11 protein-coding genes, 4 tRNA genes and 2 rRNA genes (1 of these 17 cut by a window edge) are annotated in these 12,707 nt (G+C 57.6%); all 17 read right to left on the bottom strand.

Annotation, left to right across the window (positions count from 1 at the left end):
- Window positions 1-49: 49 nt before the first annotated feature.
- Window positions 50-4,123 carry a DNA-directed RNA polymerase subunit beta gene (gene rpoB, locus V3314_RS06040; protein WP_046617162.1) on the bottom strand — a complete coding sequence of 1,358 codons (4,074 nt, stop codon included), beginning with the start codon at window positions 4,121-4,123 and terminating at the stop codon, window positions 50-52.
- 220 nt (window positions 4,124-4,343) lie between these two features.
- Window positions 4,344-4,715 carry a 50S ribosomal protein L7/L12 gene (gene rplL, locus V3314_RS06035; protein ID WP_013970630.1) on the bottom strand — a complete coding sequence of 124 codons (372 nt, stop codon included), beginning with the start codon at window positions 4,713-4,715 and terminating at the stop codon, window positions 4,344-4,346.
- A gap of 78 nt (window positions 4,716-4,793) precedes the next feature.
- The gene (gene rplJ, locus V3314_RS06030; RefSeq protein ID WP_003257082.1) at window positions 4,794-5,294 is read right to left on the bottom strand and encodes a 50S ribosomal protein L10; all 501 of its coding nucleotides are present in this window, start codon (window positions 5,292-5,294) and stop codon (window positions 4,794-4,796) included.
- A 197-nt stretch (window positions 5,295-5,491) separates the two neighbouring features.
- On the bottom strand, window positions 5,492-6,187 hold the full coding sequence (rplA, locus tag V3314_RS06025) for a 50S ribosomal protein L1 (protein WP_013970629.1): 696 nt from the start codon (window positions 6,185-6,187) through the stop codon (window positions 5,492-5,494).
- Window positions 6,187-6,618, bottom strand: coding sequence for a 50S ribosomal protein L11 (rplK, locus tag V3314_RS06020; protein ID WP_003255500.1), 432 nt, complete (start codon window positions 6,616-6,618; stop codon window positions 6,187-6,189). Before rplK ends, rplA begins: the two co-directional genes overlap by 1 nt.
- A gap of 119 nt (window positions 6,619-6,737) precedes the next feature.
- Complete coding sequence (nusG, locus tag V3314_RS06015) at window positions 6,738-7,271, bottom strand: transcription termination/antitermination protein NusG (protein WP_003255501.1); 534 nt, start codon at window positions 7,269-7,271, stop codon at window positions 6,738-6,740.
- A 9-nt stretch (window positions 7,272-7,280) separates the two neighbouring features.
- Complete coding sequence (gene secE / locus V3314_RS06010; RefSeq protein WP_003257081.1) at window positions 7,281-7,649, bottom strand: preprotein translocase subunit SecE; 369 nt, start codon at window positions 7,647-7,649, stop codon at window positions 7,281-7,283.
- Between the two features lie 44 nt (window positions 7,650-7,693).
- Window positions 7,694-7,769: transfer RNA gene (locus V3314_RS06005), tRNA-Trp, on the bottom strand.
- 54 nt (window positions 7,770-7,823) lie between these two features.
- Window positions 7,824-9,017 carry an elongation factor Tu gene (gene tuf, locus V3314_RS06000; protein WP_013970634.1) on the bottom strand — a complete coding sequence of 398 codons (1,194 nt, stop codon included), beginning with the start codon at window positions 9,015-9,017 and terminating at the stop codon, window positions 7,824-7,826.
- A 78-nt stretch (window positions 9,018-9,095) separates the two neighbouring features.
- Window positions 9,096-9,171 (bottom strand) — tRNA-Thr (locus tag V3314_RS05995).
- Between the two features lie 29 nt (window positions 9,172-9,200).
- A tRNA-Gly gene (locus V3314_RS05990) sits at window positions 9,201-9,274 on the bottom strand.
- Window positions 9,275-9,298: 24 nt separating this feature from the next.
- A tRNA-Tyr gene (locus tag V3314_RS05985) sits at window positions 9,299-9,382 on the bottom strand.
- Between the two features lie 152 nt (window positions 9,383-9,534).
- A complete protein-coding gene (locus V3314_RS05980; protein WP_338460028.1) occupies window positions 9,535-9,960 on the bottom strand; it encodes a hypothetical protein in 426 nt (141 codons plus the stop codon).
- A gap of 7 nt (window positions 9,961-9,967) precedes the next feature.
- The gene (locus tag V3314_RS05975) at window positions 9,968-10,717 is read right to left on the bottom strand and encodes a pantothenate kinase (protein WP_046617266.1); all 750 of its coding nucleotides are present in this window, start codon (window positions 10,715-10,717) and stop codon (window positions 9,968-9,970) included.
- Window positions 10,707-11,666: a bifunctional biotin--[acetyl-CoA-carboxylase] ligase/biotin operon repressor BirA gene (birA, locus tag V3314_RS05970; RefSeq protein ID WP_046617268.1), complete on the bottom strand. Its 960-nt coding sequence runs from the start codon at window positions 11,664-11,666 to the stop codon at window positions 10,707-10,709. Before birA ends, V3314_RS05975 begins: the two co-directional genes overlap by 11 nt.
- A 290-nt stretch (window positions 11,667-11,956) precedes the next feature.
- Window positions 11,957-12,072 (bottom strand): 5S ribosomal RNA (rrf, locus tag V3314_RS05965).
- Between the two features lie 131 nt (window positions 12,073-12,203).
- Window positions 12,204-12,707, bottom strand: a 23S ribosomal RNA gene (locus V3314_RS05960); it runs 2,388 nt beyond the window's last position.

The raw sequence follows: 12,707 nt of genomic DNA, 5'->3' as shown, positions 1-12,707 counted from the left end.
CGGAGCAGGGAGCGGGCATTACCTGCCCCACTCCCCTTCGCGTCACGTGTTATTCGGTTTCCAGATCGATATCGATACCGAGCGAACGGATCTCTTTGATCAACACGTTGAAGGACTCGGGCATGCCCGGCTCCATACGGTGATCGCCATCCACGATGTTCTTGTACATCTTGGTACGGCCGTTCACGTCGTCCGACTTCACTGTGAGCATTTCTTGCAGGGTGTATGCCGCGCCGTATGCTTCCAGCGCCCACACTTCCATCTCCCCGAAACGCTGACCACCGAACTGCGCCTTACCACCCAGCGGCTGCTGGGTAACCAGGCTGTAGGAACCAGTGGAACGCGCGTGCATCTTGTCGTCCACCAAGTGGTTCAGCTTGAGCATGTACATGTAACCAACGGTCACAGGACGCTCGAACTTGTTGCCGGTACGGCCATCGAACAGCACCATCTGGCCGCTCTCTGGCAGGTCGGCCAGCTTCAGCATGGCCTTGATCTCGCGCTCCTTGGCACCGTCGAAGACCGGGGTAGCCATTGGCACACCCTTCTTCAGGTTGTGAGCAAGGGCCAGGATCTCTTCGTCGGTGAACTCGTCGAGGTTTTCCTGACGACCGCCGATCTCGTTGTAGACCTCGGTCAGGAACACGCGCAGTTCAGCGGCCTTGCGCTGCTCTTCGATCATGCGGTCGATCTTCTCGCCCAGACCCTTGGCCGCCAGGCCCAGGTGAGTTTCGAGGATCTGACCGACGTTCATACGCGAAGGTACACCCAGCGGGTTCAGTACGACATCGACCGGAGTACCGTTGGCGTCGTGCGGCATGTCTTCGACCGGCATGATTACCGAGACGACACCCTTGTTACCGTGACGACCGGCCATCTTGTCACCCGGCTGGATGCGACGGCGGATTGCCAGGTAAACCTTGACGATCTTCAGTACGCCCGGTGCCAGGTCATCACCCTGCTGCAGCTTGCGCTTCTTGTCTTCGAACTTGTCGTCCAGCAGACGGCGACGATCGACGATGTACTGCTGAGCCTTTTCCAGCTGCTCGTTCAGTGCATCTTCGGCCATGCGCAGTTTGAACCACTGGCCGTGCTCCAGACCGTCCAGTACTTCGTCAGTGATCACAGTGCCTTTCTTCAGGCCCGCGCCACCGTCGACCACCTGGCCGTTCAGGGCAGAACGCAGACGCTCGAAGGTTGCACCTTCGACGATGCGGAACTCTTCGTTGAGGTCCTTGCGGATCTCGTCCAGCTGCATCTTCTCGATGGCCAGGGCGCGGCTGTCGCGCTCGACGCCATCACGGGTGAAGACCTGTACGTCGATGACGGTACCCTTGGTGCCGGTTGGCACGCGCAGGGAGGTGTCCTTAACGTCGCTGGCCTTCTCACCGAAGATCGCGCGCAGCAGTTTTTCTTCCGGAGTCAGCTGGGTTTCGCCTTTTGGCGTTACCTTGCCGACCAGGATGTCGCCAGCGCCGACTTCGGCACCCACGTAGACGATACCGGCTTCGTCCAGCTTGTTCAGTGCGGCTTCACCCACGTTCGGGATGTCCGCAGTGATTTCCTCTGGGCCAAGCTTGGTGTCACGCGCCACACAGGTCAGTTCCTGGATGTGGATGGTGGTGAAGCGATCTTCCTGGACCACACGCTCGGACAGGCAGATGGAGTCTTCGAAGTTGAAGCCGTTCCACGCCATGAACGCGATGCGCATGTTCTGACCCAGTGCCAGCTCACCCATGTCGGTGGACGGGCCGTCGGCCATGATGTCGCCACGCTGAACCTTGTCACCCTTGCTCACCAGCGGACGCTGGTTGATGCAGGTGTTCTGGTTCGAACGGGTGTACTTGGTCAGGTTGTAGATATCCACACCTGCTTCGCCGGTTTCAACTTCGTCGTCTGCAACGCGAACAACGATACGGCTGGCGTCGACCGAGTCGATCACGCCACCGCGGCGAGCAACCACGCAGACACCGGAGTCACGGGCAACGTTGCGCTCCATGCCGGTACCTACCAGCGGCTTGTCGGCGCGCAGGGTCGGTACAGCCTGACGCTGCATGTTCGAACCCATCAATGCACGGTTGGCGTCGTCGTGCTCGAGGAACGGAATCAGCGACGCAGCAACGGAAACAACCTGCTTCGGCGAAACGTCCATCAGGGTGACGTCTTCCGGCGCCTTGACGGTGAATTCGTTCAGGTGACGAACAGCTACCAGCTCATCGATCAGCTGCTTCTTCTCGTTCATCGCGGCCGAAGCCTGGGCGATGACGTGATCCGCTTCTTCAATGGCCGACAGGAACACGATTTCGTCGCTGACCACGCCTTCCTTCACCACGCGGTACGGGCTTTCCAGGAAGCCATACTGGTTGGTGCGGGCATAGGCAGCCAGGGAGTTGATCAGACCGATGTTCGGACCTTCAGGGGTCTCGATCGGGCACACACGGCCGTAGTGGGTCGGGTGTACGTCACGGACTTCGAAGCCGGCACGCTCACGGGTCAGACCACCTGGGCCGAGTGCGGAGACGCGGCGCTTGTGGGTGATCTCGGAGAGTGGGTTGTTCTGGTCCATGAATTGGGACAGCTGGCTGGAACCGAAGAACTCTTTCACCGCCGCCGCAACCGGCTTGGCGTTGATCAGGTCTTGCGGCATCAGGCCTTCGCTTTCCGCCATCGACAGGCGTTCCTTGACCGCGCGCTCGACACGCACCAGGCCAACGCGGAACTGGTTCTCGGCCATCTCGCCGACGCAACGTACGCGACGGTTACCCAGGTGGTCGATGTCGTCGACGATGCCTTTGCCGTTACGGATGTCGACCAGGGTCTTCAGAACCTCGACGATATCTTCCTTGCTCAGCACGCCCGAACCTTCGATCTCGGTACGACCGATACGACGGTTGAACTTCATGCGGCCAACCGCGGACAGGTCGTAACGCTCGGCACTGAAGAACAGGTTGTTGAACAGGGTCTCGGCAGCATCCTTGGTTGGCGGTTCGCCAGGACGCATCATGCGGTAGATCTCGACCAGGGCTTCCAGCTGGTTGCTGGTGGTGTCGATCTTCAGGGTATCGGAGATGAACGGACCGCAATCGATGTCGTTGGTGTACAGGGTCTCGATACGGACAACCTGCGCCTTGGCGACCTTGATCAGCAGTTCGGTGGTCATCTCGGTGTTGCATTCGGCCAGGATCTCGCCGGTAGCCGGATGCACGATGGCCTTGGCGGTAGTGCGGCCCAGGACGTATTCCATAGGAACGTCCAGCTGCTTGACGCCGGCCTTCTCGAGCTGGTTGATGTGGCGCGCGGTAATACGACGGCCCTGCTCGACGATGACTTTGCCGGTTTCGTCATGGATATCCATGACTGCAACCTCACCACGCAAACGCTGTGGTACCAGTTCCAGGCTGAGTTTCTCGCCGGAAATGTGGAACACGTTGGTGGTGTAGAAGGTGTTCAGCACTTCTTCAGTGCTGTAACCCAGGGCACGCAGCAGCACCGAGGCCGGCAGTTTGCGGCGACGGTCGATACGTACGAACACGCAGTCCTTCGGGTCGAACTCGAAGTCCAGCCAGGAGCCGCGGTAAGGGATGATGCGAGCGGAGTACAGCAGCTTGCCGGAGCTGTGAGTCTTGCCACGGTCGTGGTCGAAGAACACACCAGGCGAACGGTGCAGCTGGGAAACGATCACACGCTCGGTACCGTTGATAACGAAGGTACCGTTCTCAGTCATCAGGGGGATTTCACCCATGTAGACTTCTTGCTCTTTGATGTCCTTGATCGCTTTGTTCGACGATTCCTTGTCGAAGATGATCAGGCGCACCTTGACCCGCAGTGGGACCGCGAAGGTCACGCCACGCAGGACACATTCCTTCACATCGAAGGCGGGTTCGCCCAGGCGATAGCCTACGTACTCCAGGGCAGCATTGCCGGAGTAGCTGATGATCGGGAATACCGATTTGAAGGCCGCGTGCAGGCCGACGTCGCGGAACTGATCCTTGGATGCTCCCGCTTGCAGGAATTCGCGATACGAATCCAGCTGGATGGCCAGGAGGTAAGGCACATCCATGACGTCCGGCAACTTGCTAAAGTCCTTGCGGATACGTTTTTTCTCAGTGTATGAGTAAGCCATCAGCGTTCCCCAGCTTGGTCACCTGCTTGTTTGGCTTCTCCCGGCGGGAGCAGCCAGAAAATCGTGCAAACCCCTTGGTTTGCGCCACCCACATGGGTGTCTTGCAGCTTGTTATCGGGGCCGGCCTGACCGGCCACCAATAACGGAAAAAGGCCGGTGGCATAAGCCACCAGCCATCAGCCCTTCGCTCAACGCTCGGACTGGAGTCGCAAGGTCGAGATTACTTCAGCTCGACTTTAGCGCCAGCTTCTTCCAGCTTCTTCTTCGCGTCTTCAGCAGCTTCTTTCGAAACGCCTTCAGCGATAACCTGAGGAGCGCCGTCGACTTTCTCTTTGGCTTCTTTCAGGCCCAGACCGGTCAGTTCACGAACGGCCTTGATCACGTTTACTTTCTTGTCGCCAGCTTCGGTCAGAACGACGTTGAATTCGGTCTGTTCTTCAACAGCGGCAGCAGCGCCAGCAGCTGGGCCAGCGGCAACAGCGGCAGCAGCGGTAACACCGAAGGTTTCTTCCATCGCTTTGATCAGTTCAACAATTTCCAGAACAGTTTTCTGGCCGATCGCTTCGATGATTTGCTCGTTAGTCAGAGACATGACTTAAATCCTGTATTGGGGTGACAGCCTACGCAGCCATCAAATTAAACGTATGATTTTGAAAGAGTTGCGGGTGCCTTAGGCAGCAGCAGCTTCTTTCTGGTCGCGCAGAGCTGCCAGGGTACGAGCCAGCTTGCTGGTTGCACCTTGGATTACGCTCATCAGCTGTGCGATAGCCTCGTCGCGAGTTGGCAGGGTTGCCAGCACGTCGATCTGGTTAGCGGCAAGGAACTTGCCGTCAAACGCAGCTGCCTTGATCTCGAACTTGTCCTGACCCTTGGCGAACTCTTTGAACAGACGAGCAGCAGCGCCCGGGTGTTCGTTGGAGAAAGCAATCAGGGTCGGGCCTTTGAACGCGTCGTTGAGGATCGAGAATTCGGTGCCTTCAACAGCGCGCTTCAGCAGGGTGTTACGTACGACACGTACGTAAACGCCAGCTTCGCGGGCCTCTTTACGGAGTCCGGTCATTGCGCCTACAGTCACACCACGGGCATCAGCCACGACAGCGGACAGAGCGACTTTGGCAGCCTCGTTGACTTCAGCGACGATGGCCTTCTTGTCTTCGAGTTTAATTGCCACGGGTTTACTCCTGGTTTTTACCGTTTCATCTGGCCGAAGCCGGATGTCGTTTTGGTGTCTGATTCGGTAACGAATCGGGAGCACCATCTGCGTGGGCTGGTGTTTTAAGGCTTGCGCCGCCTACGGTCTTGGATAGCCCCCGCCAGGCAGGGACCCCAATTTTTGCTGGTGGCGCGACAGGTCGCGCCACCATGTTCTTACACGTTCAGCGAGCTCTGATCGATGACCAGACCTGGGCCCATGGTGGTGCTCAGGGTAACGCGCTTGACGTAGATACCTTTCGAGGAAGCTGGCTTGATACGCTTCAGATCAGCGATCAGGGCTTCAACGTTTTCCTTCAGCTTGCCGGCTTCAAAGCCGACCTTGCCAACGGAGGTGTGGATGATACCGTTCTTGTCGGTACGGTAGCGAACCTGACCAGCCTTGGCGTTCTTGACGGCGCCGGCTACGTCTGGGGTCACGGTACCAACTTTCGGGTTAGGCATCAGGCCGCGAGGACCCAGAACCTGACCCAGCTGACCTACAACGCGCATGGCATCAGGCGATGCGATAACGACGTCATAGTTCAGGTCGCCGCCTTTCATTTCGGCAGCCAGATCGTCCATACCTACGCGGTCAGCGCCGGCAGCCAGAGCGGCTTCAGCAGCTGGGCCCTGGGTGAAGACAGCAACGCGAACGGTCTTGCCAGTGCCGTGCGGCAGCACAGTAGCGCTACGTACGACCTGGTCGGATTTACGCGGGTCAACACCGAGGTTGACGGCGATGTCGTAGGACTCTACGAACTTGGCAGCAGGCAGCGAAGCCAGCAGAGTGGCCGCTTCTTCGAAGTTGTAGGCCTTGCCTGCTTCGATTTTCTCGGCGATTGCCTTTTGGCGTTTGGTCAGCTTAGCCATTACACACCCTCCACGTTCAGGCCCATGCTGCGGGCAGAGCCAGCGATGGTGCGTACAGCAGCGTCCAGGTCAGCGGCAGTCAGGTCAGCCTGTTTGGCTTTCGCGATATCTTCCAGCTGAGCACGGGTAACGGTACCGACTTTAACGGTGTTCGGGCGAGCCGAACCACTGGTCAGGCCAGCAGCTTTCTTCAGCAGAACCGAGGCAGGGGTGCTCTTGGTCTCGAAGGTGAAGCTACGGTCGCTGTAGACAGTGATGATCACAGGAGTCGGCAGGCCGGCTTCTTGACCCTGGGTACGGGCGTTGAAGGCCTTGCAGAATTCCATGATGTTCACACCGTGTTGACCCAGTGCTGGACCAACGGGTGGGCTTGGGTTGGCCTGGCCGGCCTTAACTTGCAGCTTGATGTAAGCCTGAATCTTCTTAGCCATGAGCTACTCCAAAATCGGGTACGAACGCCTGTTGGCTTCCCGGATGACTTGCGTTTTATCCCAGTGACGACAAAACCCCGCAGCACACAGGGCTGCGGGGTATGGGATGCTTCGTCCGCCTAGACCTTTTCGACCTGGCTGAACTCGAGCTCCACCGGAGTAGAGCGACCGAAAATGAGCACCGCTACCTGCAGGCGACTCTTTTCGTAGTTAACCTCTTCGACACTACCATTGAAGTCTGCGAACGGACCGTCAATGACTCGAACCACTTCACCAGGCTCGAACAGCGTCTTCGGCTTCGGCTTGTCGCTACCGTCGGCAACGCGACGCAGGATAGCCTCTGCTTCTTTATCGGTAATCGGCGCAGGCTTGTCTGCGGTACCACCAATAAAGCCCATCACGCGAGGGGTATCCTTGACCAAGTGCCAAGTCCCTTCGTTCATCTCCATCTGGACAAGTACATAGCCAGGGAAGAATTTACGCTCACTCTTGCGCTTCTGGCCGTTGCGCATTTCGACGACTTCTTCGGTCGGGACCAGGATCTCGCCGAAACCGTCTTCCATGCCAGCCAGCTTGACGCGCTCGATCAGGGAGCGCATTACATGCTTCTCGTAACCCGAGTAAGCATGCACAACATACCAACGCTTAGCCACGGGACACCTTTAGCCAACGATCAAGGAGACCGCCCAGCCGAGCAGGGAATCAAGACCCCACAGCAGCAGTGCCATAACCAGCACGACAGCCACGACAATCAACGTGGTCTGGGTGGTTTCCTGGCGGGTCGGCCACACGACTTTACGAATCTCGGTACGAGCTTCCTTCGCCAGCGCAAAGAACGACTTGCCCTTCGCAGTCTGCAGAGCTACAAAGCCCGCGACAGCAGCCAGGACGAGAAGTGCGAGGACGCGATACAGGATCGGGGAGGCGGAGTAATATTGGTTACCCACTACACCGACAACCACCAAAGCCACTACAGCCAGCCACTTGAACAGATCAAAACGCGATTCTTGGGCTTCAGTTTTGGGAGTCATCGAGGAGGATCCTGTGAGAAGAAAGCCATCACACCGAGGTGAAATGGCAGGTCAGGAGGGAATCGAACCCCCAACCTACGGTTTTGGAGACCGTCGCTCTGCCAATTGAGCTACTGACCTGTAACGCTGTATCAGGCCGGCCATTATACCGGCCTGATCAAGTAAATCAACTACTTATTCAATAATTTTTGCTACGACACCGGCGCCGACGGTACGACCGCCTTCACGGATAGCGAAGCGCAGACCGTCTTCCATTGCGATGGTCTTGATCAGGGTAACAGTCATCTGAATGTTGTCACCTGGCATTACCATCTCAACGCCTTCCGGCAGTTCGCAGTTACCGGTCACGTCAGTGGTACGGAAGTAGAACTGAGGACGGTAGCCTTTGAAGAACGGAGTGTGACGACCGCCTTCTTCCTTCGACAGAACGTAGACTTCTGCGGTGAACTTGGTGTGCGGCTTGACCGAACCTGGCTTGACCAGAACCTGGCCACGCTCAACGTCGTCACGCTTGGTACCACGCAGCAGAACGCCGCAGTTCTCGCCAGCACGACCTTCGTCCAGCAGCTTGCGGAACATTTCAACACCGGTGCAGGTGGTGGTCGAAGTGTCACGCAGACCAACGATTTCCAGCGGATCCTGAACGCGGACGATACCACGCTCGATACGACCGGTAACAACGGTACCACGACCCGAGATCGAGAATACGTCTTCGATCGGCATCAGGAACGGCTGGTCAACGGCACGAACTGGCTCAGGGATGTAGGCATCCAGAGTTTCTACCAGCTTCTTGACAGCGGTAGTACCCATTTCGTTGTCGTCTTTGCCTTCCAGGGCCATACGAGCCGAACCGATGATGATCGGGGTGTCGTCGCCTGGGAAGTCGTAGGTGGACAGCAGGTCGCGAACTTCCATCTCGACCAGTTCCAGCAGCTCGGCGTCATCTACCAGGTCAGCCTTGTTCAGGAAGACCACGATGTAAGGAACGCCTACCTGACGGGACAGCAGGATGTGCTCACGGGTTTGTGGCATCGGACCATCGGCGGCCGAGCAAACCAGGATCGCGCCGTCCATCTGGGCAGCACCGGTGATCATGTTCTTCACGTAGTCAGCGTGACCTGGGCAGTCAACGTGAGCGTAGTGACGAATGTTCGAGTTGTACTCGACGTGAGCGGTGTTGATGGTGATACCGCGCGCTTTTTCTTCCGGAGCCGAGTCGATCTTGTCGAACTCAACGACTGCCGAACCGAAAACTTCGGAGCAGACGCGAGTCAGAGCTGCGGTCAGAGTGGTCTTACCGTGGTCAACGTGGCCGATAGTGCCGACGTTAACGTGGGGAAGGGAACGATCAAACTTTTCCTTAGCCATCGATACAATCCTCCGCAGAAGAAATAGTCTTGCGCTGATAAAACAAAGGCAGATATTTTCATATCTGCCTTGTTTATATGGAGCTCTTGAGCGGACTTGAACCGCTGACCTCACCCTTACCAAGGGTGTGCTCTACCAACTGAGCTACAAGAGCGAAACACTTTGTGCAAAATCCAGCAAACTTGGAGCGGGTAGCGGGAATCGAACCCGCATCATCAGCTTGGAAGGCTGAGGTTCTACCACTAAACTATACCCGCGGAGCTTACGGCTCTCGCTAAAACTGGTGGAGGGAGAAGGATTCGAACCTTCGAAGCTCTCGCAACGGATTTACAGTCCGTCCCCTTTGACCGCTCGGGAATCCCTCCAGATGTGGCCGGCATTCTATTTGTCTGCCGCCCTAGTGTCAAGCGTTTTTTCAAATTTTTTCAATCAAATCTGAAACTTAGCTGCTTTGACACCGCTTCCAGTTCTACCACCTGAGTGGTGTTCCCTGTGAAGCGGGCGCCATTCTATCAAGCTATTCGCCAGTTGCAATACCCTGGCAGAAAATAATTTTGTGTTTTAAGTCTTTGAAATCGTTGGAAAGAGTCGCGAGGACGGTTTGGTCCAGCAAACGCTCGCTATCCGGGGCAACCTTGAGCCAACGACCATCCGCCCCTGGCAACTGACCCGCCACCGGCACGGTGACAATATCCAGGCTCAAAAGGCGCTGACGCAGCGCATCGAGCTGGCCCTGCCCCATCACACCACCTACCACCAGGCACTCATCCCGGCGCTTGGGCGGAGCCGAAATCCCTGTTTCGCGCAACAGGCGGATTTCTTGCTGATTCCCCTTGTACAGCGACAGGGGCGCGACTTCCTTGACCTTCAGCGGGGCTTCCTGCTGGTGCCACACGTAATAGAAGACGTTGAGCACCAGTAACAGCAGAAACAACCAACGCATAGGCACCTCAATCCAATGGGCAGGCCATGGCCAGGCCTACAAAAACCAGGTCAGGCACGACACGTGCCTGGGGCACCGCCTCCCTTACCAGCGGCGCATCGCCCCCAGTGAGGAACACTGTGAAGTCCTCCCCCCACAACGCTCGCGCCTGTTCGAGCTGGGTATGCGCAAAACCCTGGAGCATCAACACGCAACCGCGCTCGACCGCCTCGACCGTCGAGCGACCTGGCGCCAGGCTGGCCAATGCACGCTCGGCCGAGGCATCGTCATAACGGATACGCCGGGTGTGAGTACGCAACTGGCTACGCATCAATGGCATACCTGGGCAGATGTAGCCACCCAGGTGCTCGCCGTCCGCCGCAACGAAGTCCGCTTTGGCAGCGGTCCCCAGGTCAATGACCAGGCAAGCGCCTTTGGCCAGGTGAAATGCTCCCAGCGCCGCCAACCAACGGTCCATGCCCAGACGCTGGTAGTCGTCATAGCCATTGCGCACACCCGCCATTTCCTGAGCCGGGTGCGCCACGCGCGCTTGCACGGCAAATGCCTGGGCAATCAGCGCGCAAAGCGCATCGGTTTCTTCCTCACTGCGCACACTGACAATGCGGCAGCCGGTCAGACGTACCGAAGCTCGCGCGGCCACTTCGGCCACCAGCGCCTGATCGGAGTCAACGATACCGCCGCTTTCAATCGCTGCATCAGCAACGTGGATTACCCGCCACTTGATGAAGCTGTTACCGCAATCGAGCTCAAGAATCATCACGCAACCTCAAACTGAGCTCACCACCACTGAAGCTCTTTTCCACCCCGTCCACCTCAAGGCGCAAGCCGCCCTGCCCGTCGACGCCAAGAACCACGCCATCAATACGCGTGCTACCTGCAACCAGAGAAACCTTGCGCCCCTGCCACAGGTGCGCCTGCTCCCATTCTTCCTGGAATGCGGCAAACCCGTAGCGACGATGCCGCGCCAATTCGTGCTGCAATTGCTGATTGAGCAATGCTACCAGCCGGTTACGGTCGACTGCCGCCCCTACTTCGCGACGCATCGAGGTCCACACCTGGTCGACCTGATCGTTGACCTGCATGTTCACATTGATGCCGATACCCAGCACCACATGACAGACATCTGCCGGGTCCCCCACCAACTCCAGGAGGATACCGGTGATCTTCTGCCCGCGAACGAGAACATCATTGGGCCATTTGAGCCCCACATCCTTTACCCCAAACGCCTGCAGGGTACGCATTACCGCCAACCCCACCACGAGACTCAAGCCCTCGAGCTGGCGCATGCCGCCATCCACACGGAGCACCAGGCTGTAATAGAGGTTTTCGGCAAAAGGGCTGACCCACTGCCGACCGCGCCGACCACGGCCGGCGCTCTGGCGCTCGGCCAGGACCAGGAATGGCGCGGCTTGCCCCTCTCCAGCGAGTCGCAGGCCTTCAGCATTGGTCGAGTCGATGGTTTCGTGAATGAAAACGGGCCACTGTTCGCCGTCGGCAAACCCGGCGATCGCTTGCGCATCGAGCAAAGCCAGCGGCGCCGCCAGCTGATAGCCACGCCCACGGACCTTGTGAATGGTGAGGTTCAGTTCGCTCTCCAGGTGCTGCAGCTGCTTCCAAACGGCGCTGCGACTTACCCCGAGGGCCGCCCCCAGAGCTTCTCCGGAATGGAACCGACCATCCCTGAGGAGGTTCAACAACTTCAGCATGCCAGTCTCGACTTGGAATAAGGCAGGCATGATAGCTATGGGCTGTTGGCTTGCATAGGAAAAGGGCTGCCGGCGGGGTGAAGGCCGCTCCCGCAGCATACCCTGAACCTGCGCCATATTTGTGGGAGCGGCTTTAGCCGCGAAGCGGGCAACGCGGTGGATGGCACCGGCTTTGCCGTTGTTCGCGGGTGAACCCGCTCACACAGAGGGGGGTGTGCAGGCCTGGAATTGGTAGGACAGAAAGACAAAACCCCTACCTGCATGCGCAGATAGGGGTTTTGCGAAATGAATCTTGACGATGACCTACTCTCACATGGGGAAACCCCACACTACCATCGGCGATGCATCGTTTCACTACTGAGTTCGGGATGGGATCAGGTGGTTCCAATGCTCTATGGTCGTCAAGAAATTCTGTTGCCAGAATGTCCAGATGGACAGCCCAGCGAATTCGGATATGCGATATTTGTGATGTTGCGAACTTTCGGTTCTTTCGTCTTCACCACCGCAATCTGCGCTAGCAAATTGCTTGGGTGTTATATGGTCAAGCCTCACGGGCAATTAGTATTGGTTAGCTCAACGCCTCACAGCGCTTACACACCCAACCTATCAACGTCGTAGTCTTCGACGGCCCTTCAGGGGATTCAAGATCCCAGTGAGATCTCATCTTGAGGCAAGTTTCCCGCTTAGATGCTTTCAGCGGTTATCTCTTCCGAACATAGCTACCCGGCAATGCCACTGGCGTGACAACCGGAACACCAGAGGTTCGTCCACTCCGGTCCTCTCGTACTAGGAGCAGCCCCTCTCAAATCTCAAACGTCCACGGCAGATAGGGACCGAACTGTCTCACGACGTTCTAAACCCAGCTCGCGTACCACTTTAAATGGCGAACAGCCATACCCTTGGGACCGGCTTCAGCCCCAGGATGTGATGAGCCGACATCGAGGTGCCAAACACCGCCGTCGATATGAACTCTTGGGCGGTATCAGCCTGTTATCCCCGGAGTACCTTTTATCCGTTGAGCGATGGCCCTTCCATACAGAA

It is taken from the genome of Pseudomonas sp. TE3-3-F2023 (assembly GCF_036784815.1).
GTDB classification, from domain to species: domain Bacteria; phylum Pseudomonadota; class Gammaproteobacteria; order Pseudomonadales; family Pseudomonadaceae; genus Aquipseudomonas; species Aquipseudomonas pudica.
The sequence above is the reverse complement of the archived record's forward strand: the minus strand, read 5'-3'. Positions and strand labels throughout refer to the sequence as shown.